17 protein-coding genes are annotated in these 20684 nt (G+C 73.4%); 14 read left to right on the top strand and 3 right to left on the bottom strand.

Features of this window, described 5'->3' with window-relative positions; genetic code table 11:
• Window positions 1-63 precede the first annotated feature (63 nt).
• From Psi01_RS15615 to Psi01_RS15560, 12 genes are all read left to right on the top strand, one after another.
• Complete coding sequence (locus Psi01_RS15615) at window positions 64-1170, top strand: glycosyltransferase family 4 protein (protein WP_204064721.1); 1107 nt, start codon at window positions 64-66, stop codon at window positions 1168-1170.
• Window positions 1171-1222: 52 nt separating this feature from the next.
• On the top strand, window positions 1223-1996 hold the full coding sequence (locus Psi01_RS15610) for an enoyl-CoA hydratase/isomerase family protein (protein ID WP_204064720.1): 774 nt from the start codon (window positions 1223-1225) through the stop codon (window positions 1994-1996).
• Window positions 1997-2038: 42 nt separating this feature from the next.
• A complete protein-coding gene (locus Psi01_RS15605) occupies window positions 2039-2479 on the top strand; it encodes a hypothetical protein (protein ID WP_204064719.1) in 441 nt (146 codons plus the stop codon).
• The gene (locus Psi01_RS15600; protein ID WP_204064718.1) at window positions 2476-3699 is read left to right on the top strand and encodes a DUF6395 domain-containing protein; all 1224 of its coding nucleotides are present in this window, start codon (window positions 2476-2478) and stop codon (window positions 3697-3699) included. The genes Psi01_RS15605 and Psi01_RS15600 overlap by 4 nt, the downstream gene beginning before the upstream one ends.
• 22 nt (window positions 3700-3721) lie before the next feature.
• Complete coding sequence (locus Psi01_RS15595; RefSeq protein WP_204064717.1) at window positions 3722-4564, top strand: M55 family metallopeptidase; 843 nt, start codon at window positions 3722-3724, stop codon at window positions 4562-4564.
• Window positions 4565-4566: 2 nt separating this feature from the next.
• Complete coding sequence (locus tag Psi01_RS15590) at window positions 4567-6138, top strand: flavin monoamine oxidase family protein (protein ID WP_204064716.1); 1572 nt, start codon at window positions 4567-4569, stop codon at window positions 6136-6138.
• A gap of 69 nt (window positions 6139-6207) precedes the next feature.
• Window positions 6208-6741, top strand: a complete 534-nt coding sequence (locus tag Psi01_RS15585) for a YbaK/EbsC family protein (protein WP_204064715.1) — start codon at window positions 6208-6210, stop codon at window positions 6739-6741.
• 131 nt (window positions 6742-6872) lie between these two features.
• Window positions 6873-9221: a serine/threonine-protein kinase gene (locus tag Psi01_RS15580; protein WP_204064714.1), complete on the top strand. Its 2349-nt coding sequence runs from the start codon at window positions 6873-6875 to the stop codon at window positions 9219-9221.
• Complete coding sequence (locus tag Psi01_RS15575) at window positions 9218-11227, top strand: serine/threonine-protein kinase (protein ID WP_204064713.1); 2010 nt, start codon at window positions 9218-9220, stop codon at window positions 11225-11227. The genes Psi01_RS15580 and Psi01_RS15575 overlap by 4 nt, the downstream gene beginning before the upstream one ends.
• A gap of 228 nt (window positions 11228-11455) precedes the next feature.
• Window positions 11456-12742, top strand: coding sequence for a serine/threonine-protein kinase (locus tag Psi01_RS15570; RefSeq protein ID WP_204064712.1), 1287 nt, complete (start codon window positions 11456-11458; stop codon window positions 12740-12742).
• A gap of 314 nt (window positions 12743-13056) precedes the next feature.
• A complete protein-coding gene (locus tag Psi01_RS15565) occupies window positions 13057-13836 on the top strand; it encodes an electron transfer flavoprotein subunit beta/FixA family protein (protein ID WP_204064711.1) in 780 nt (259 codons plus the stop codon).
• A 19-nt stretch (window positions 13837-13855) separates the two neighbouring features.
• On the top strand, window positions 13856-14809 hold the full coding sequence (locus Psi01_RS15560; protein ID WP_204064710.1) for an electron transfer flavoprotein subunit alpha/FixB family protein: 954 nt from the start codon (window positions 13856-13858) through the stop codon (window positions 14807-14809).
• Between the two features lie 283 nt (window positions 14810-15092).
• Here the strand turns inward: Psi01_RS15560 and Psi01_RS15555 are convergent, their stop codons facing one another.
• Both Psi01_RS15555 and Psi01_RS15550 read right to left on the bottom strand, forming a co-directional pair.
• Window positions 15093-16286, bottom strand: a complete 1194-nt coding sequence (locus Psi01_RS15555; RefSeq protein WP_204064709.1) for an MFS transporter — start codon at window positions 16284-16286, stop codon at window positions 15093-15095.
• Between the two features lie 155 nt (window positions 16287-16441).
• Window positions 16442-16948 carry a TetR/AcrR family transcriptional regulator gene (locus tag Psi01_RS15550; RefSeq protein WP_204064708.1) on the bottom strand — a complete coding sequence of 169 codons (507 nt, stop codon included), beginning with the start codon at window positions 16946-16948 and terminating at the stop codon, window positions 16442-16444.
• Between the two features lie 111 nt (window positions 16949-17059).
• On the opposite strand from Psi01_RS15550, the gene Psi01_RS15545 reads away from it, so the two are divergent.
• Window positions 17060-18223: a cysteine desulfurase family protein gene (locus tag Psi01_RS15545; protein ID WP_204064707.1), complete on the top strand. Its 1164-nt coding sequence runs from the start codon at window positions 17060-17062 to the stop codon at window positions 18221-18223.
• 100 nt (window positions 18224-18323) lie between these two features.
• On the opposite strand, the gene Psi01_RS15540 is transcribed toward Psi01_RS15545, so the two are convergent.
• Window positions 18324-19721 carry an FG-GAP repeat domain-containing protein gene (locus tag Psi01_RS15540; RefSeq protein WP_204064706.1) on the bottom strand — a complete coding sequence of 466 codons (1398 nt, stop codon included), beginning with the start codon at window positions 19719-19721 and terminating at the stop codon, window positions 18324-18326.
• Between the two features lie 184 nt (window positions 19722-19905).
• On the opposite strand from Psi01_RS15540, the gene ccmA reads away from it, so the two are divergent.
• Window positions 19906-20547, top strand: a complete 642-nt coding sequence (ccmA, locus tag Psi01_RS15535; RefSeq protein ID WP_204064705.1) for a heme ABC exporter ATP-binding protein CcmA — start codon at window positions 19906-19908, stop codon at window positions 20545-20547.
• Window positions 20548-20684: the final 137 nt, after the last annotated feature.

The following is a 20684-nucleotide window of genomic DNA, read 5'->3' as shown; positions in this document are numbered from 1 at the left end:
GACCGCCGCCGTGCGGCAGGTCTCCCGAGGCCGGCGTGGGCCGGCCCCACAGACGAGGTCGACATGCTTTCCACGAACGACGAGGTGCCGCGACGGACCGGGGGGATGCGCATCCTCATGATCGCTCCCCCCTGGTACGAGATACCGCCCGGAGGCTACGGGGGGATCGAGGCGATGCTGGCCGCCCTGGTCGGCGGGCTGTCCCGGCGCGGGCACGAGGTCGTCCTGGTCGGCGCGGGCAGGCCGGGCACGTCCGCGCGCTTCCTGCCCACCTACGACCTGGCGCCGTCCGAGCGGATCGGCCAGGCGATGCCCGAGCTGCTGCACGCGGCCAAGGCCCACCGCATGACCGCGGAGCTGGAGGTCGACGTCGTCCACGACCACTCCATGGCCGGGCCGCTGACCGCGGCCGTCCGCTCCGCGCCGACCCTGGCCACCTGCCACGGCGAGGTGGAGGGCGAGCTCGCGGAGTACTACCGCGCGATCGGCGGGGACCTGTCGCTGGTGGCCATCTCCGGGGCCCAGCGGCGGGCCGTACCCGACCTGAACTGGGTGGGGACGGTCCACAACGCCGTGGAGACGGGGTCGTTCCCGTTCCGCGCGGACAAGCAGGACTGGGTCCTGTGGCTGGGCCGCTTCAGCCACACCAAGGGCGCGCACACGGCCATCGACGTGGCGCGGGCGGCCGGGCGGCGGATCCTGCTGGCGGGCAAGCTCGTCGAGCAGCACGAGAAGGACTACTTCGACGAGTACGTCAGGCCGCGCCTCGGGCCGGGGGCCGAGTACGTCGGCCAGGCCGGCGACACCCGCAAACGGGAGCTGCTGGCCGCCGCGAGCTGCCTGCTGTTCCCCATCGCCTGGGACGAGCCCTTCGGGATGGTCATGATCGAGGCGATGGCCTGCGGGACCCCGGTGGTCGCGCTCGGCCGCGGCGCCGTCCCCGAGGTGGTCGTGGACGGGCTCACCGGGTTCGTCAGGTTCGAGGAGGACGAGCTGCCCGCCGCCGTCGACGCCGTCGGCGGGCTGGACCCGCACGCGTGCCGGTCACACGTCTGGCGGAAGTTCGACGTCGAGGTCATGACCGAGGGGTACGAGCGGATCTACCGCCGGATGGCCGCCGGGCGGGGCCTGAGGCTGCCCGCCGCGGCCGACGGCCTTATGTTGGGGTGAGCAGTTTCCGGGTTTCTCGGCGCCCTCGGGCGCCCGCGGTGGAAGGACGGCCATGGGTGAGTTCGTGCGAGTCGAGACCGCCGACGGAGTGGCGACGATCAGGCTCGACCGGCCGAAGATGAACGCGCTCAACGGCCAGGTCCAGCGGGAGATCGGCGAGTGCGCCCGGCAGGTGGAGGCCGACCCGGCCGTGCACGCCGTGGTGGTCTACGGCGGAGAGCGGGTCTTCGCCGCGGGCGCCGACATCAAGGAGATGGCCGAGATGTCCTACGCGGAGATGTCGGCGCACTCCGCCACGCTCCAGGACTGCTTCACCGCCGTGGCGGAGATCGGCAAGCCGGTCATCGCGGCGATCACCGGCTACGCCCTCGGGGGAGGGTGCGAGCTGGCCCTGTGCGCCGACATCCGGATCGCCGGGGAGTCGGCCAAGCTGGGCCAGCCGGAGATCCTGCTCGGGATCATCCCGGGGGCCGGCGGCACCCAGCGCCTGCCCCGGCTGGTCGGCCCGGCCAAGGCCAAGGACCTGATCTTCACCGGCCGGCACGTCGGCGCGGCAGAGGCGCTGCAGATCGGGCTGGTCGACCGGGTGGTGCCCGACGCCGAGGTCTACACCGAGGCCCTCGCCTACGCCGCGAGGTTCGTCGGCGGCCCGTCGCTGGCCCTGCGCGCCGCCAAGAAGGCGGTCGACCACGGACTGGAGGCCGACCTGGACACCGGCCTGGAGATCGAGCGCCTGCAGTTCTCGGGACTGTTCGCCACCGACGACGCCAAGATCGGCATGCGCGCCTTCGCGGAGAAGACCCAGGCGAAGTTCACCGGTCGCTGATCTGTCCTGGTAGATCATGGTTTACCGGTATCGTGCCAGATTATGGTGCGGTTACTGAAGCGTGCTCTGGTCCCGGCACGCCTGCGACGGGCGGTCCGCGGCCGGCTCGACGCCCGGTACGTCCTGAGGCCCGACCACCGCCGGGACGTCGCCGAGGTCCTGGGGAAGGTGCGGGAGCTGAGCGGCGAGGTCGCCGCGCTCCGCGCCGAGGGCGAGCGCCTGCGGGCCGAGGTCGAGCGGCTGCGCGCCCGGACGTCCGGGGTCACGGTGAGCCGGGAGCAGATCCGGCGGTGGGACGACGCCCACCGCCTGGCCCTGGAGACCGCCGCCGCGATGGACAGGACGCTGCAGAACGAGGTGCTGCTCTGGCAGGCCGTCGACCGGGCGCGCGCCGAAGCGGAGGAGGCCGGGGAGATCCGGGAGACCGGGGACGCGCCCGCGGCGGTCCCGGGCCGGGCGGGATCGTCCGGGGGCCCGGCGTGAGGGTCACCTGGGAGTCCGAAGGGAACGTCTGGCGCCTCGCCTTCCGGCTGGACGCCGAGGACTCCATCACCGGCCTGTGCTCCGACGGCCAGGCACTGAAGCTGGCCACGAACTCCATGCGGGTGGAGCTTCCGCACGCGCCGCGCGAGGTGCACCCCGACCTGCTCGCCCTGGCCGCATGGACCGTCGTCGCCCCCTGGACGCGGCGGCGGATCGTCTTCGACCGGCCGGTCTCGCCCGAGCTCGCCGACGCGATCGAGACGGGCTGGGGGATCCAGGCCGGGCCGGTCGGCGGCTCCCCGCGCTCGGGGAGCAGGCTGGCGATCTCCTACAGCGGCGGGGCCGACTCCGCCGCGGTGGCGGCGATCCTGCCCGACGCGCCGTTCGTGCACTTCCAGCGGGTCCCGCACCCGCGCGTGCCCAACCGCTGGACCCACTACCGCTCCGACGTGCTGGCCAGGCTGGCGGAGCAGACCGGCCGAGAGCTGACCGTCGTCCGCTCCGACCTGGAGTTCACCCTCGCCGAGCCCCGCCCGGGCTACCCCGAGCACCACGCGGTCGCGGCGGGGGCGCTGCTGACGGCCGGCGAGCTCGACCTGGGCGGCCTGGCCTTCGGCTACGAGCTGGGCTCGCGCTGGCTGGGCGGCGGGCGCTACCTGCACCGCTACACCCCCGACAACCTGATGTGGTCCCAGCACGGCGCCTGGGGACAGGCGTTCGCCGCGGCCGGGCTGCACATCGTGCTCCCGGTCGGCGGGGTCAGCGAGGCGGTCACCATGCGCCTGGCGCTCGGCTCCCCCGTGCGCGAGCAGGTCCGCTGGTGCCTGCGCGGGACCGACGGCCCCTGCGGGACGTGCGGCAAGTGCCTGTACAAGGAGCTCATCCACGCCGCCATCGAGCGCCGTCCGCTGCGCACCTCGATCACCCTGGACCGCGGGGTCGCCCGCAGGTGGCAGCAGCCTCCGCCGTACGGCGGGCAGGAGATGATCGAGTACGGCTGCGCGCGGGTGCCGGGCATCGAGGAGACCGTCTTCGCCAGGGCGGCCGGGTTCCTGAAGGCCACCGAGGCCTCGACCGCCTGGCTGGAGCGGTGCTACCCGCCGGCGGTGGAGGAGGTCCCCGAGCCGTGGCGCAAGCCGATCCACGACTTCATGGCCACGGAGATCGGGTTCATGAGCGAGGATGAGGCGCGCCGCGTCGAGACGTGGGGGATGACATGAGAACGGCCGCGGGGGTGGCGTCGTGAAGGTGTACGTGTCGGTGGACATGGAGGGCGTCACCGGGCTGACCGACCCCGAGGAGATGCACGCCGGGGGCCGGGGCTACGAACGCGGCTGCGAGCTGATGACCGCCGACGCCAACGCGGTCGTGCAGGGCGCCTTCGAGGCCGGGGCCGAGGCCGTGCGGGTCAACGACGCCCACGGCTCGACCAAGAACCTCAGGATCGACCTGCTCGACGAGCGGGCCACCCTGGTCCGGGGGCCGGGCAAGCCGCTGCGGATGGGGCAGGGGCTCGACGAGACCTACGCCGCCGCCTGCTTCGCCGGCTACCACGCGCGGGCCGGGGTCCAGCACGGCGTGCTCAACCACACCTGGATGGGCAAGGAGATCCAGAACGTCTACCTCAACGGTGAGATCTGCGGGGAGACCCGCCTGGTCGCGGCGTTCGCCGGGACGCTCGGCGTGCCGGTGGCCCTGGTGACCGGCGACGAGGCCGTCTGCGAGGAGGCCCGCGAGCTGCTCGGCGACGTCGAGACCGTCGCGGTCAAGAACGGCGTCGACAAGTTCTCCGCCGAGCTGCTGCCGCCGTCGGTCGCCCACGCCCGCATCCGCGAGGCCACCGCCCGCGCGCTGGGCCGCCTGGCCGACTTCCGCCCGTACACGCCGCGCGCGCCGTACACGCTGGGCGTCGAGTGGAACTCCACCGCGATCGCCGCCGGGTGCGCGATCATCCCGGGCGTGCGCTCCGCCGGCCCGCGCCACACGGAGTTCACCACCGACGACTTCGGCCAGATCATGTCCCTGTTCGGCATCTTCGCCATGATCGGCGGGCAGGTCGCCTGCGGCAGCGGCGTCTACGGCTGACGATGAGCGACTCATCTCCCGGCACGATGACGCGGCGGGCGCTGCTCGTCGGCGTCGGCGCGGCCGGAGGGGCCGGGGCGATGTACGCGGCCATGGGCGCGCTGGGACTGGCCCCCGACTCCCAGGAGAAGGCCTTCACCCCGCCGCAGCGGTCGGACTTCGCCCTGCGCGGCCGGGGGGCGGCCAAGGTCGTGGTCCTCGGCGCCGGGGTCGCCGGGCTGACCTGCGCCTACGAGCTGGGCAAGGCGGGCTACGACTGCACCGTCCTGGAGGCGTCGGACCGGATCGGCGGCAGGAACCTCACCCTTCGCGGCGGGGACGCGCTGCGGGACCTGGACGGGCAGGTCCAGACGGCGGGCTTCGAGGAGGGCACCTACTTCAACGCCGGGGCCGGGCGGATCGCGCCGTGGATGGTCACCATGGACTACTGCCGCGAGCTGGGCGTGCCGGTCGAGGTCTTCGTCAACAACAACGCCGCGGCCTACGTCTACACGCGCGGCATGCCCGCCCCGGTCCGCGCCCGCACCGCCCGCGCCGACCTGTACGGCTACGTCTCCGAACTGCTGGCCAAGGCCGCCCACGCCGGCGCGCTGGACCGGCGGCTGAGCGCCGAGGACCGCGAGCGGCTGCTGGAGTTCCTGCGCCGCTTCGGCGACATCGGCCCCGACCTGGCCTACCGGGGCTCCGAGCGCCGTGGCTACCAGGTCCTGCCAGGGCTCTCCGAGGGACTCCCGCTGGCCGGGCCGTCCTCGCTGGCCGAGGTGCTCGCCGCCGGGACGGGACGCGCTGTCACCGTGGACTTCGGCTTCGACCAGGCCATGCCCATGTTCCAGCCGGTCGGCGGGATGGACGCGATCGTGACCGCCCTGGCCCGCGCGGTCGGCGAGGAGCGGATCATGACCGGCACGCCGGTGACCGGCCTGCGCAACCTGGCCGACGGGGTGGAGGTGACGCACAGGGGAGGCGTCGTGCGCGCCGACTACTGCGTCGCCGCCCTCCCGCCCCACCTGCTGGCCCGCCTGCCGCACAACCTGGGCGCCGGGGTCACCGCGGCCCTGCGCACCCCCGCCCCGGTCGCCGCGGGGAAGATCGGCCTGGAGTACGGCCGGCGCTGGTGGGAGCTGGAGGACCGCATCTACGGCGGCGTCACCGAGACCGATCTGGACATCACCCACATCTGGTACCCGTCGCACGACTACCACGCCAGGAGCGGCCTGATCGTCGGCTACTACAACACCGAGGAGAACGCCGAGCTCTACGGGAGCATGTCCCCCCGCGACCGCCTGCGCCGCGCGCTCACCCAGGGCAAGAAGATCCACGGTGAGAAGTACCGCACGGGGCTGCGCTCCAGCCTGTCCATCGCCTGGCACCGGCACCCGCACGTCGAGGGCGGCTGGGTCCGCTGGGAGTCCCACGACGGCGGCTTAGCCCTGCTGCAGCGCCCGGCCGGCCGGGTCTACTTCGCCGGCGACTGGCTCACCCACCTGGTCGCCTGGCAGGCCGGGGCCATGGAGTCGGCCAGGAAGGCCGTCACCGAACTCCACCGGCGCGTCCTGGCAGGGCCCTCGTCGTAGGGCGGACCCGTTTCTCGTCGGTCCTCCGTCGTAGGGTTTGTCCGGAACGGACCAGCTGAGGAGGCGGAGATGTCGATCGGGACTCTGGAGTGGGCCGAGGCGGGGCAGCGGCCCGACCTGCTGGCGGAGCCGGTGGCGCGGGCGGTCAAGGGGCTCCCCGGCGGGGGCGCCGGGATCCGGGTGGCGGAGATCGACCCGGCGCTGGCGGACACCGCCGCCTTCTGCGAGCGCTACGGCGTGCGCATGGACGAGTCGGCCAACTGCGTGATCGTGGCGGCCAGGCGCGGCGGGGAGGTCCGTTACGCGGCGTGCATGGTGCTGGCCACGATGCGGGCCGACGTCAACGGTGTGGTCCGGCGGCACCTGGAGGCCAGGAAGGCCTCGTTCGCCCCGCAGGAGGAGGCGGTCCGCCTGACCGGGATGGAGTACGGCGGGATCACCCCGCTGGGCCTGCCCGAGGGGTGGCCCGTTCTGGTGGACGAGGCGGTGGCCGCCCATCCGGGCGTCGTGATCGGCAGTGGCGTTCGTCACTCGAAGCTGGCGCTCCCGGGCGCGATGCTGGCCGACCTGGAGATCGCGCAGGTACTGGCCCTGGCAAACTGACGCCGAAATGAGATTGCGTGTTACCCCGGGTTGGGAAACCGTTGAGGCATAGCAGACGTTATTCAGACGGGGAATGTGACCTGATGGTTCATCTCGTAAGCGGGGTTTAAGCCGGTATGGTGCTTCATGCCATGAATCAGGACGACCGACTGGGCCCATACCGACTGCTGCGGCGGCTCGGTGAGGGCGGCATGGGCGTGGTCCATCTCGCCGTCGACCCGCAGGGGCGACAGGTCGCGGTGAAGGTGCTGCGCGGTGAGGTGGCGGGCGACGACGTCGCCCGGCGCAGGCTCTCGCGCGAGGTCGAGACCATGCGCCGGGTGCGCAGCGAGTACATCGCCGAGGTCCTCGACGCCGACGTGACCGGCCACCGGCCCTACATCGTCACCCGGTACGTCCCCGGCCAGCCGCTGGACGAGGTCGTCAAGCAGGACGGTCCGCTGGACCTGCCCGCTCTGCTCAAGGTCGCCCACGGGGTCGCCTCGGCGCTGGCCTCCGTGCACTCGGTCGGGGTGATCCACCGCGACCTCAAGCCCGGCAACGTGCTCATCCTGGACGGCGAGCCCGTCCTCATCGACTTCGGCATCGCGCAGGCCGTGGACGCCACCCGGCTGACGCAGACCGGCATGTTCATCGGCACGCCCGGCTATCTCGCCCCGGAGATCATCGAGGGGCACGAGGCGGGGCCCGAGGTCGACGTGCACGCCTGGGCGGGCACCCTGGTCTTCGCGGCCACCGGCGAGCCGCCCTTCGGCAAGGGCACGCTGGAAATGATCTTCTATAACATCACCGCGGGCAAGGCCAACGTGTCCGGGGCGCCCCAGGAGCTCCAGCCGATCCTGCGCGCCGCCCTCCAGCGCGACCCCGCCAAACGGCCCTCGGCCGCCGAGCTGGCCGCCCAGGTGGCCCGGCTGATGCCGCCGCCCGGCCGGGGGAACCGGCCCCGCGTGCCGGACGAGATCACCACGGTTCCGCGGTTCGACGACTCCCGCCGGGGCGGGACCGGCACCCACGGGGAGACGCCCGGCCACGGCGGGACGTCCGGTCACCAGGGCCAGGGCTCCCCGGGCACCGCCGCGCCGACCGGGCCGGGCGCCCCCGGCGTGGCCGCCGCCGCGGCGGCCGGGACCGCGGGTCCCGTCACCGGCTCGCTGCTGCCCCCCGACCCGGGAGAGGTGCAGACGCCGGTCGCCTCGCGCCCGGGCACCGCCGCCTCCACGCCCTGGCCGCCCGCCGCCGTGGGGCAGCCGCGCGAATACGTCTCGCTGCTCGACGAGCAGTCGGCCGACCCCTGGCCGACCCGCCGGGTGACGCCCGAGGAGCTGCGCCAGGCCGCCGCGGCCCAGCAGGCCTCCTACGACGTGCCCACGGGCATGCTGGAGCCGGAGGACGTCCCCACCGGCCGGGTGCCGGGCCGTGACGCCTCCGCCCGGACCGGGCAGTCCGGCCAGCCCGCCCAGCCCGGTCGTCCCGGGGCCGAGACGGCCGGTCAGCAGCCCGCCACCGCCCCGGTGGGGGACGGCGACATCCCCACCCAGCGGGTGCGCCCCCACGAGCTGCCGGAGTACCTGCGCAAGCACGGTGGGTCCCAGCAGGCGCCGGCCCAGCCGCACACACCCTCCCAGGCGCAGGGGCACCCGCACGCGCCCTCCCAGGGGCAGGGTCATCCGCACGCGCCGCAGCACGGGCACCAGCCCGTCACGCCGCAGCCCTACCCGCAGCACTCGCCCTACGAGCAGGCGCAGCGCCCGCACCAGCCGGCCACGCCGCCGCCCTACCCGTACGCGCACCCGCAGGCCCCGGCCCACCAGCAGGGACCGGCCCACCACGCGGGCGCCGGTCAGTTCCATCCGGGCCAGCGGCCCGGACACGCGCTGAAGCGTTCCAGGGCCTACGACGTGGCGAGCATCATGCTGCTGGTCATCATGACGATCGCGGCCGTCATCGCCCCGGTCATCGTCACCGCCCTGGCGATCCCGGTCGCGATCCTGCTGCGCGCCGCCGACATCGCCCAGCCGCGGCTCAACGGCCGCCGGCCGGTGGGCGCCGCGGCCGCGGACGTGTTCCGGGTCTTCGGCCAGCCGGGCGCGCTGCTGAAGTCGGTCGGCGTCACCGTCGCGCTGGTGCCGTACGCGCTCATCCTGGGTCTGCCGGTGACGCTGCTGCTGGCGGTGCTGGTCACGGGCATGCCCATCGAGAACGCGCTCGCCTGGGGGGCGGCTGTTGCGCTGTGGACGATCTGCGCCGGACCCGGCGTGGAGGGCCCAGGGCGGCAGATGCGACGTACGCTGGCATCACTGCTGCCTTCCAGGAACGCGGCCATGGCAACCGCCGCGGCGCTGGGCGTGGTGGCCGCGCTGATGGTCGTCCCGGCCGTCGGCACCGTGGGCAAGGAGGCGCGGGAGGCCATCTGGACGCCTGTCGACGTCGGGAAGGTGGTGGCGGAGCTGACGGAACTACGAAAGCAGGCCACCCGATGACGACGGGGGACACCCGAGCGCCCGAGAGGCTGGGGCCGTACCGGCTGCTCAGAAAGATCGGCGAGGGCGGCATGGGAGCCGTCCACCTGGGACTCGACGAGGACGGCCGCGAGGTGGCGGTCAAGGTCCTGCACCCGCACGTCGCCGCCGACCTCAAGGCCCGCGACCGGCTCACCCGCGAGGTGGAGACCATGCGGCGGGTGCGCAGCCCGCACGTCGCGGAGGTGCTGGACGCCCAGCTGACCGGCGCGCAGCCGTACATCGTGACCCGTTTCGCCCCCGGCCGCACCCTGGAGGACACGGTCCTGCAGGACGGGCCGCTCCCCGCCGACCGGATCATCAGGCTGGCCCGGGGCATGTGCGCCGCGCTGGTGGCCATCCACGCCGCCGACGTGATCCACCGCGACCTCAAGCCGGCCAACGTGATGCTCGTCGACGGCGACCCCCTGGTCATCGACTTCGGCATCGCGCACCTGGTGAACGCCACGCGCCTGACCCAGACCGGCATGTTCGTCGGCACGCCCGGCTATCTCGCCCCCGAGATCATCCGGGACTCCGAGATCACCCAGGCGGCCGACGTGCACGCGCTGGCCTCCACCGTCTTCTTCGGCGCGACCGGCAAGCCCCCGTTCGGCACGGGGAGCTTCGAGGTCGTCTGCTTCAACATCATGGAGGGCCGGGCCAACATCGACCAGGCCCCCGTCTGGCTGCGCGGCTGGCTCCGGCGGGCGCTGAACGTCGACCCCGCGGCCCGGCCCGGCGCGCAGGAACTGCTGCGCATGGCGCGCGACCTCGACCCCTCGGTCACGGCCCTGCACGAGCAGGCCCCGGAGACCGCCGTGCTGGACCCCGGCACCAAGATCCTCGACGGCGGTTTCCCGCCGCACCCGCCCAACGGCACGCGGGTGCTGAGCGACCAGGCCCCGCCCCCCGGTACGCGGGTCCTTGGCGACCAGGCGAACGGGCAGGCTCCCCCCGCCGGGCAGGCGAACGGCACGCGGTCGCAGCCCCGCCACGACGACTACGCCGACCTCCTCCCGCCGGTCGAGTACGGCAGGCCGGAGCGGCGCGAGCGCAGGTCCCGCGAGCCGCAGGGCCCGCCGCACACCCCGGCCACCCCGCCGCCGTACGTCCCGGCCCCGCCCGGCGCCCGGCAGGCCGGATTCGTGCCGCCGCCCTACCCCGACCAGCGGGTCGCGGGCCCGGCGCCGCAGCCGACCGGCCCGGCCCGGCCGTACGCGCCGCCGCCCACCGCGCCCCGGCCCTACACCCCGCCGCCGGCCCCCCGGCAGGAACGCCCGCCGGCCCCGCGGCAGGAGCGCCCGCCGTACCGCACCGGCCACCCGCTGGCCGCCGCGCTGCTGCTGACGATCGTGGTCGCGCTGGCCTGCGTGCTGCCCGTCGTGGTGAGCGTGTCCGCGCTGGTGGCGGTGCTCTGCCTGCGCGTGGGCGAATATCTCTTCGGCGACCTGGCCCAGCGCCGGTCGGTGCGGGGCAACAGCGCCTCCGACCCGCTGATCGCGCTGGTCGGCACGCCCTGGGCACTGATCAAGGCCGGGGTCGCGACGCTGATCACCGGCCCGCTGGCCGCGATGTTCGGCATGTGCGTGTGGGGCGCCCTGGTCTACATCGGGAACATGGGCACCGACAGGGCCGCCGCCTACGCGGCGGGCGCCTTCGTGGCCGGGCTGTTCGTGCTGCCCGGCGGCGGCAAGCCGCGCAAGGCCGTCTCCCGCGTGCTGACCGGGGCCATCCGCAGCCCCGGCGCAGCCATGGTCACCACGATCCTGCTGGGCACGATCGCCTTCTTCTCGGTGATGGCCGCGCTGAGCATGCTCCCGTCCTTCGCGCCCTGGGAGCCGCCCTCCGAGGTGGTGGACCGGCTGACCACGCAGTGGCGGCAGCAGGCCCACGAGAGCGCGATGGGCGTGACGGACCTCATCGGCGGCCTGGTGGACGACCTGCTCAACGATCTCGGTCTGGGGTTCCTGACCTTCTGGAACTGACCGCTCTCCGGCGCCGGTCGGAGGGGTGACGGCGCCGGATTCTTCACGACATGTCTGTCGATTCTTCGCGATTCACATCAAGCTCGGCTCAAGGTCCGGCATGGCATGGGAAGAGCAGGAGCGTCCGGTGTGTGTTCCATGTCCGGGGATGGGTGCCTTCTCGCAATCTCTCCGTGCGGCGGGGCTCCGTCTGGGGCACGATGAAGGGGACAGGCCGGAGGGAGTCGCATGGGAGCGCCGGACGGTGATTGTCTTGGCCCGTACCGCCTGCTCTCGCCGCTGGGGGCGGGAGGCTTCGGTGAGGTCCACCTCGCACTGGATCCCGAGGGACGCACGATAGCCGTCAAGATCCTGCATCCGCACGTCGCCGCCGACGAGGCGGCCCTGACCCGTCTGGCCCGCGAGGTGGAGGCCATGCGGCGGGTCCAGGACCCGCACGTCGCCGAGATCCTCGACGCCTCGCTGAGCGGCGGGCGTCCCTACCTGGCCACCCGCTACGTGCAGGGCCGCCCGCTGGACGCGGTGGTCGCCGGCGAGGGGCCCGTCAAGGGCGACGACCTCGTACGGCTGGGGCGCGGCCTGGCCGAGGCCCTGAGCGCGGTCCACGCCGCCGGAGTGGTCCACCGCGACCTGAAGCCCGGCAACGTCATCATGACCGACGACGGGCCGGTCGTGATCGACTTCGGCATCGCGTGCCTGCACGACTCGGCCACGGTGACCACGTCGGGCGCGGTGCTGGGCACGCCGGGCTACCTGGCCCCGGAGATCCTCGAAGGCGGGGAGAGCGGGCCGGAGGCCGACATCTTCTCCTTCGCGGCCACGCTGGCCTACGCCGCCACCGGCCGGCACCCGTACGGCACCGGCCCCGCCTCCGCGGTCGGCTACCGGGTCGTCCACCACGAGCCCGACCTGGAGGGCGTCCCGCTGTGGGTGGAGCCGCTGCTGCGCGAGTGCCTGTCGCGCGACCCGGCCGCCCGCCCGCCGGCCGGCATGCTGCTGACCCGGCTCGGCGCCGCGACCCCGGTCGTGCGGGCCCCGGCGCCGCAGCCGCGCCCGGCCTACGCGGGCGCGGGCGGCGAGGACGCCGCCGGGGGACCCGCCCGCCGCACCGCCGGGAGCCTGCACGGCGTCACCACCCGGGAGTGGCGCCCGGGGCGCCACGCGCGCGGCTCCTCCTCGCCGGAGCGGGCGCGCGAGCGCCGCCGCGCGGTGATCCACCGGCGCTGGGTGGTCGGCACCGGCCTGCTGGTGTCGCTGGCGGCCGCGACGGCCCAGAGCCTGCTGCCGGAGGTGTCGCTGCTGCTGCTGTCGGTGTACGGCGCCGTCGTGGTCATCGACGGGGGCGTCGCCCTCTTCGCCCGCCAGGACCATCCGCGGCTGGCCGTGGACCTGGCCGGCATCGGCGGCTCCGTGGCGCTGTGGGCCGCGCTGGGGGCGTTCTTCAGTCCGCTGACCCTCGGGCTGGCGCTGGCGACCGTCGTCATCGTTATGATCGTCATCCTTCTGGGCAGCTGAGACGGGCAGTCCGCGGAAAGCGGGACACCGCCCGCAGGCTCCGGAACATAGTTCGGTATGGTGGGGTGGGGCCTGCCGGGTCGGCGGTCGGCGCACACGTGCGGACCGGCGGTTTGCGCCTAAGCTACCGATGGGTAACATGAACGCGGGGGACCAGGACGGGCGCGATCCGGCCGGGCCACCCGCTGTCACAGCCCTCGGGCACCTGGCAGTCTTGGCATCACGCGCACGTGCCCCGCGTGCGCGTACCGAGCATCCGGCGCCAGCCGCTTCCCGCGGTGGCGCACGCGAACACGGGAGGTCGGCCACCGGCCATGAACATCGTCGTCTGCGTGAAGCAGGTCCCCGACACGGCGACCGAGCGCAAGCTGAGGTCCGATGACAAGACGCTCGACCGCGACGCCGCCGACGGCGTCGTCAACGAGCTCGACGAGTACGCGGTCGAAGAGGCGCTGCGGCTCAAGGAAGCGCACGGCGGTGAGGTAACCGTCCTCACCATGGGTCCCGACAAGGCCAGCGACACCATCCGCAAGGCCCTGGCCATGGGCGCCGACAAGGCCGTCCACCTGGTCGACGACGCCCTGCACGGTTCCGACGCCCTGGGCACCTCCTACGCCCTGGCGCAGACCCTGAAGAAGATCGGGTTCGACCTGGTCGTGCTCGGCTCCGAGTCCACCGACGCCCGCACCGGCGTTCTCGCCGCGATGCTGGCCGAGCGCCTGAACGTGCCGCAGCTCACCTTCGCCAACAAGGTCGAGGTCAACGGCTCGGCCATCGCGATCCAGCGCGTCACCGACTACGGCTACGACAAGGTCGAGGCCTCGCTGCCCGCCGTCGTCTCCGTGGTCGAGAAGATCAACGAGCCGCGCTACCCCTCCTTCAAGGGCATCATGGCGGCCAAGAAGAAGCCGGTCGAGAAGCTGGGCGTCGCCGACGCCGAGATCGACACCTCGCAGGTGGGCCTGGCCAACTCGTGGAGCGAGGTGGCCGACTTCTCCGCCGCCCCGCCGCGCGCGGCCGGCACGATCGTCAAGGACGAGGGCGACGGTGGCGTGAAGGCCGCCGACTTCCTCGCGTCGAAGAAGTTCGTCTGAGGACGGGGGGTTAACTGAGATGTCCGAGGTTCTCGTTCTCGTCGAGCACGTCGAAGGCCAGATCAAGAAGGTCACCCTGGAGCTGCTGACGCTCGCCCGCAGGCTGGGCACGCCGTCGGCCGTGTGGGCCGGCCCGGGATACTCCGCCGAGGCCAAGGCCAGGCTGGCCGAGTACGGCGCCGAGAAGATCTACGTCGCCGACTCCGCCGACATCGCCGACTACGTGGTCGCGCCCAAGGCCGAGCTGCTCGCCCAGCTCGTCTCCTCCGCGTCCCCGGCCGCGGTGCTCGTCGCCGCGACGGCCGAGGCGAAGGAGATCGCCGGCCGGCTGGCCATCAAGATCGACTCTGGTGTGCTGACCGACGCCGTCGGCATCGGTGAGGGCCTGGTCGCCGACCAGTCCATCTTCGGCGGCGGCGTCAACGTCCAGTCCCGTGTGACCAAGGGCACCCCGATCTTCGCGGTCCGCCCGAACGCCACCCCGGTCGAGGCCGCCGCCGGCGCCGGCGCCGAGGAGCAGGTCACCGTGGCCGTCTCCGACGCCGCCAAGGTCGCCAAGGTCGTCGACCGCGTCAAGGAGGAGAAGGGCGCCCGTCCCGAGCTCACCGAGGCCGCGATCGTGGTCTCCGGCGGCCGTGGCGTGGGCTCGGCCGAGAACTTCTCGATCATCGAGAAGCTGGCCGACTCGCTCGGCGCGGCCGTCGGCGCCTCCCGCGCCGCCACCGACGCCGGCTGGTACCCGCACCAGTTCCAGGTCGGCCAGACGGGCAAGACCGTCTCGCCGCAGCTGTACATCGCGGCCGGCATCTCCGGCGCCATCCAGCACCGGGCCGGCATGCAGACCGCCAAGACGATCGTCGCGATCAACAAGGACCCCGAGGCGCCGATCTTCGAGCTCGCCGACTACGGCGTCGTGGGCGACCTCAACCAGGTGGTCCCGCAGCTGACCGACGAGATCGCCAAGCGCAAGTAGACCCGTCGCGCCGGGCCCGGCCGATCAGCCGGTACGGCCGACCGGTCGGGCACGAACAGCCGGTCGGGCACGAACGACAGAACGGCGCCGCACGGACCATCCGTGCGGCGCCGTTCCGCGTTTTCGCGCCCTCCGGATCGTTTTCGCGCCCTTCCGGGCCGGTTTCACACGCCTTCCGGGCCGTTCTCACGCGGCGCCCCGGACCTTGGTGCCCGGGCGCCGGCGGGGCGCGTCCCTCAGGTGGCCGTGGCCCTCAGAGGGCCATCTCTCAGGGGGCCATCTCTCAGGCGGCCATGGAGAGCTCGGGCTCCGGGTCGGCGGCACCGGCGGGGCGGGCCGTACCGGGCCGGGGCAGGAACCGGGCGATCAGCGCGATCACCAGGCTGAGCGCGACGGCGATGCCCAGCGCCGCCCTGAGCGAGGCCAGGTCGGACAGGAAGCCGATGACGACCGGACCGAGCAGCAGTCCGGCGTAGCCCAGCGCGGCCGTCTGGGCGATGGCCGGGCCGGGGTTGCCGGTCGCGGCGCCGGCCAGGGAGATGGCGATCGGGGAGACCGTCGCCACCGACAGGCCCACCAGCAGCATGGCCGCGACGGCGACCACCGGCGAGGCGGAGGTGATGACCAGCGCGAAGGTCGCGGCGGTGGCCAGCCCGGAGACGGCGATCATCATCTTGGCGCCGAAGCGGGTCCGCACCCGGTCGCCGGCCAGGCGGCCGAGCAGCATGCCCGCCTCGAAGACCGGGTATCCGGCCGCGGCCAGGGCCTCGGGGGCGCCGAGCACGTCACGCAGGTAGAGGCCGTTCCAGTCGGCCACGGTGCCCTCGACCATGAACGCGCAGAACGCGATCACGCCCAGCAGGTAGACGACCGCGGGCATCCGGCGGCGGGTCCCGGCCTCGGCGGCCTTCTCGGGGGCGGGGTCGGGCAGGTAGGTCCGGCTCAGGGCGACCGACGCGGGCAGCGCGAGCAGGGCGATCAGGGTCAGATGGACCGTGACCGACAGTCCCGCCGCGATGGCCGCGGTGCCGAGCAGCCCGGCGGAGATGGCGCCCGCGCACCACCCGGCGTGCATGCCGTTCATCAGCGGGCGGCCGTGGACGCGCTCGACCGTCGAGCCCTGGGCGTTCATCGCGATGTCCAGCGCGCCGAACGCCAGGCCGAACAGGCCCGCGGTGACCAGCAGCAGCGGGAACGTCGGCGCGAAGGCGACCATGGCCAGAGTGACGGCGCACAGGGGAGCGCCGACCCGCAGGATGCTCCGGCTGCCGAAGCGCGTCATCACCCCGCGCATCGACTGCATGGTGACCAGCGCGCCCAATCCCCACACGAGCAGGGTGACGCCGATCGACGACTCGGACAGGCCGAGTTTGTCGGACAGCGCGGGCAGGCGCACGGTCATCGATCCACACATGAGTCCGCCGAGAACAAAGGTGAGAATTGCCCCATTACGGGCAATCCTCAGATCGCGGGTCATGACGTAATCCCTTCAGTGGAGGTTTCCAAATGACGTGGGGCGGGCACAGAAAAGCCGGTCGCTTCCGCGCATGCGGAAGCGACCACCAGCGTGTACGGACAGTGACCCCGGGCGGGGCCGGGTGAGGGGCGGGTCTGTCGTGGCGCGGGGGAGCGCTATTCCGACAGCAGATCCAGCAGGCGCCTTTCCAGCTCCGCGTAACGGGAGTCGTCGTAGAGGCCGGGATCATGGCTGACCACGTCCCACAGCCCCTCGCAGGCCAGGCGCACGATCTGTGCGGCGGCCGGGTCGGGCTCCCTGTCGAGGCCCTCGCGGTGCCAGCGGGCCATCGCCTCACGCAGCGGCGCGAGCAGATAGGGGTTGCCGGCGGCTCCGGTGACCACCGCCCAGCGCCGGATCCTGCCGCTTCGCACGGCGGCGAGGGTGGCGGCCAGATAGTTCTTGGTGTAGGTGTCGTGCCCCTGGGCGGCGACCAGCTCGTCGAACTCCTCGATCAGCCGCTCGACCATGCCTTTGATCAAGGCTTCCTTGCTGCTGAAGTGGTAGAGCAGGCCGCCTTTGCTGCAGCCCGCGCGCTCGGCGACGGCCGCCAGGGTGAGTGCGGAGGAGCCCTGGTCCGACAGCAGCTCCTCGGCCGCGTCCAGCAGTCCCTCGCGTCTCATGGCTTTACTGTACCGGCTGGACGGTTTAGTGGTCAACGCGGGGGACGGGGCTTCACCCGGGCGCGGATACGCTTGGAAGGCTGAAAATCAGTTGCGGAGGGGAGTGCGGCCGTGGAGCCCGCCTATCTCGATCATGCGGCGACCACGCCGATGCTTCCCGAGGCCGTCGAGGCGATGACCGCCCACCTCGGCCGGGTCGGCAACGCCTCGTCGCTGCACACGGCCGGCCGCCGGATCCGCCAGGTCGTGGAGGAGTCGCGCGAGAGCATCGCCGACGCGCTCGGCGCCCGGCCCAGCGAGGTGGTGTTCACCTCCGGCGGCACCGAGGCCGACAACCTCGCCATCAAAGGCCTCTACTGGGCCCGGCGGGCCAAGGGGGCGACCCGCATCCTGATCAGCTCGGTCGAGCACCACGCCGCGCTCGACCCCGCGCACTGGCTGGGCGACCGGCAGGGCGCGACCGTCGAGCTGCTCGACGTCGACGAGTTCGGCCGGGTGCACCCGCAGACCCTGCGCGAGGCCGTCGAGCGCGATCCCGACAGCGTCGCCCTGGTGAGCGTGATGTGGGCCAACAACGAGGTCGGCACCGTCCAGCCGGTCCACGTGCTCGCCGCGATCGCCCACGACCACGGCATCCCGTTCCACACCGACGCGGTCCAGGCGGTCGGCCAGCTCCCGGTGGACTTCGCCGGAGCCGGGGTGGACGCCCTGACGATCTCCGGTCACAAGGTCGGCGGCCCGCTGGGCGTCGGCGCGCTGCTGCTGGCCAGGGGCGTCGACCCGGTGCCGGTCCTGCACGGCGGCGGCCAGGAGCGCGACGTGCGCTCGGGCACGCTCGACGCCCCCTCGGTCGCCGGGCTCGCCGCGGCGGTGCAGATCGCGGTGGCCCGCCAGGCCGAGACGGCGGCCCGGATGGCCGAACTCCGCGACGACCTGATCCGCCGGGTACGGCAGGCCGTACCCGATGTGATCCTCAACGGCGACCCGGTCGACCGGCTCCCCGGCAACGCGCACTTCTCCTTCCCCGGCTGCGAGGGCGACGCCCTGCTCATGCTCCTGGACGCCAAGGGCGTGGAGTGCTCCACCGGATCCGCCTGCTCGGCCGGGGTGGCCCAGCCCTCCCACGTCCTGATCGCCATGGGCGCCGACAGCGTCCGGGCCCGCGGTTCCCTGCGCTTCTCCCTGGGCCACACCTCCACCGAGGCCGACGTCGACCGCGTCGCCGACGTCATCGGCCTGGTGGTGGAACGGGCCCGCCGCGCCGGCCTGACCTGACCGTCCGCTCGGGCCGTACACGCACGGAAGGCGGCGGGCCGCGGGACCCACCGCCTTCACCGGGTCACGATGCTTCACCCGGTCACGAGGCTTCACCGGGTCACGAGGCGCCCTTGCCCCACTTCAGCTTGACCTGCTTGATCTTCTTCTCCACCTGCTTCGGCTTCGGCGCGTTCTTGGGCTGCTTGGGCTTGACCGGCGGCTTCGGCTTGGGCGCGACCACGGGCTTCTTCACCACCGGCTTCTTGACCGGCGGCTTGGGAGCCGGCTTGGGCGCGGTGGGGGCCGGAGGCGCCGGCGGCGTCGGGTCGGGGACGGTCGTGCAGGAGGTCAGCATCACCGAGACGCCGTTCCCGTCGCCCAGCAGCACCACGTCGGCGCCGCCGTCACCGTTGAAGTCACCGGTCCCGGCCCACGTCAGGTTGTTCCTGCCGGGCGCGAAGCCGACGGGCGTGTGGAAGGTGCCGTCGCCCTTGGCCGCCAGCACCGAGAACGCGCCGAGGACGCCCGACTCCCTCACGATCAGGTCGGCGGAGCCGTCGCCGTCGATGTCGGCCGCCACGAGGCCGTTGGCGTCCGAGCTCACGGCGTGGGGGACGGGCGTGCGGAAGGTGCCGTCGCCCTCGCCGATCAGCACGACTGCGCTGTTGGTGGTCGCGTCGAGGGTCGCCAGGTCGGGGGTGCCGTCAGCGTCGAAGTCGGCGCCGACGAAGCCCCACAGGTTCGTCCCGCCCGGGTAGAAGGCGGTCGGCTGGAAGGTGCCGTCGCCGTCGCCGAGCAGGACCTCGACGGAGTTGACGTTCATGAAGGAACCGGTCACCGCCAGGTCGGTGCGGCCGTCGGAGTCGAAGTCCCTCACGACGATCTCACTCATGGCCGCCCCGGCGCCGGTGTCCACCGGTGGCTGGAAGGTGCCGTCGCCGTCGCCGAGCAGCACGTGGACCGAGCCGCTGGAGTTCGTCGTCGCCAGGTCGTCTGCGCCGTCGCCGTCGAAGTCGCCCGAGACGGCCGAGTAGACGGTTTCGACCGTGGAGGTGGTCACGGCCGCGCGGAAGGTGCCGTCGCCGTTGCCGGGCAGGACCGAGAAGCTGGGGTCGCTGTAGTTCGTCACCACCAGGTCGACGTGGTCGTCGCCGTCGAAGTCGCCCACGGCGGGGGAGCCGACGTACTCCGGGACGGTGACGGTCGCGGGCGTCTGGAAGCCGCCGTCGCCGGTGCCGAGCAGCACCTGCAGGGAGGTGGAGGTCCCGCCCTGGGACACGACGAGGTCGGCGTGGCCGTCCTCGTTGAGATCGGTGGTTATCGTGCGGTTCGGAGTGATCCCGACGGGGTGGTCGACCGCCGGGCCCAGGAGGCCGGGAGCGCAGGTGGTGAGGGCCTGGGCGGGCGCGGCGGTGGCGGCCAGCGCTCCGGATGTCAGCGTCACCGCCGCGAGCAGGGAGACGATGCGGCGCCGGCGGGCGGTCGAGCCGGGCGGCACCGGATGGGACGTGTTCATGAAAGCGCTCCTCCGTGAGCGATGGCGCCCGCGCAGGCCCGTCCGGGGCACGATGACGCGTCGGGCGTGGGTTACCCGGACCATCGGCCGCGGCGGGCGTCTCCTGAGAGGTTCGGGACCACGCCCGCGGGACGCCCGCGGATCGCGGCGCACGCGGGAGGCGGACGGTGGCTAGGGTCGAACGGTGAGCGAAGCGATCATCGTGACCCGTGGGGTCGAGGTCACGCTCGGCGGCAATCCCGTGCTCCAGGGGGTCGACCTCGAGGTCGCGCACGGCGAGATCGTCGCCGTGACGGGGCCGAACGGGGTGGGCAAGTCGACGCTGCTGCGCTGCCTGGCCGGGCTCCGGACGGCCGACGCGGGAGAGGTCGCCGTCCTCGGCGGGCCGCCCCGCGACGAGCCCGCGTTCTGGCGTGAGGTCGCCCTGGTGGCCGACGAGCCCGCCTGGTACCCGGGACTGACCGTCCGCGAGCACCTGGAGCTGATGGCCGCGGTCCACGCCGGACCCCGGATGGACATCGGAGAGGCGCTGGAGTCCTTCGGCCTGGCCTCCCGGGCGGACGCGGTCCCCCCGGCCCTGTCGACCGGCCAGCGGCAGCGCCTCCTGCTGGCGATGACCCTGCTGCGGCCGAGCCGGGTGCTGCTGCTGGACGAGCCCGAGCGGGGACTCGACGCGGAGTTCCGGCGGCGGCTGGCCGAGATCCTGACGGACTACGCGGCGGAGGGCGGCACGGTGGTGATGGCCACCCACGACCCCGGCCTCGCCGAGGCCGCCCGCAGCCGCCGGGTCGCCCTGGCCGACGGCCGCGCCGAGACCACCGTGTGAACCCACCCGCGCCACCCGGCCCGCGCGACGTCCCGGAGCCCGGGGCCGGAACCCGGCGACGCGACGGCCGGGGCCGGAACCCGGCGTCCGGGAGCACGGGGCGGTCCCTGATCGTTTGCCGGGAGGAAGCCTTGTGA

The sequence above is a fragment of the Paraplanobispora siamensis genome (assembly GCF_016863175.1).
Taxonomy (GTDB): Bacteria; Actinomycetota; Actinomycetes; order Streptosporangiales; family Streptosporangiaceae; genus Planobispora; species Planobispora siamensis.
The sequence above is the reverse complement of the archived record's forward strand: the minus strand, read 5'-3'. Positions and strand labels throughout refer to the sequence as shown.

Coding starts and splice junctions, on each gene's coding strand:
- Psi01_RS15605 (WP_204064719.1), top strand. CDS start 2,039: ATGGTGCGGTTACTGAAGCGTGCTCTGGTCCCGGCACGCCTGCGACGG.
- Psi01_RS15560 (WP_204064710.1), top strand. CDS start 13,856: ATGTCCGAGGTTCTCGTTCTCGTCGAGCACGTCGAAGGCCAGATCAAG.
- Psi01_RS15575 (WP_204064713.1), top strand. CDS start 9,218: ATGACGACGGGGGACACCCGAGCGCCCGAGAGGCTGGGGCCGTACCGG.
- Psi01_RS15580 (WP_204064714.1), top strand. CDS start 6,873: ATGAATCAGGACGACCGACTGGGCCCATACCGACTGCTGCGGCGGCTC.
- Psi01_RS15565 (WP_204064711.1), top strand. CDS start 13,057: ATGAACATCGTCGTCTGCGTGAAGCAGGTCCCCGACACGGCGACCGAG.
- Psi01_RS15555 (WP_204064709.1), bottom strand. CDS start 16,286: ATGACCCGCGATCTGAGGATTGCCCGTAATGGGGCAATTCTCACCTTT.
- Psi01_RS15610 (WP_204064720.1), top strand. CDS start 1,223: ATGGGTGAGTTCGTGCGAGTCGAGACCGCCGACGGAGTGGCGACGATC.
- Psi01_RS15590 (WP_204064716.1), top strand. CDS start 4,567: ATGAGCGACTCATCTCCCGGCACGATGACGCGGCGGGCGCTGCTCGTC.
- Psi01_RS15585 (WP_204064715.1), top strand. CDS start 6,208: ATGTCGATCGGGACTCTGGAGTGGGCCGAGGCGGGGCAGCGGCCCGAC.
- Psi01_RS15550 (WP_204064708.1), bottom strand. CDS start 16,948: ATGAGACGCGAGGGACTGCTGGACGCGGCCGAGGAGCTGCTGTCGGAC.
- Psi01_RS15570 (WP_204064712.1), top strand. CDS start 11,456: ATGGGAGCGCCGGACGGTGATTGTCTTGGCCCGTACCGCCTGCTCTCG.
- Psi01_RS15615 (WP_204064721.1), top strand. CDS start 64: ATGCTTTCCACGAACGACGAGGTGCCGCGACGGACCGGGGGGATGCGC.
- Psi01_RS15540 (WP_204064706.1), bottom strand. CDS start 19,721: ATGAACACGTCCCATCCGGTGCCGCCCGGCTCGACCGCCCGCCGGCGC.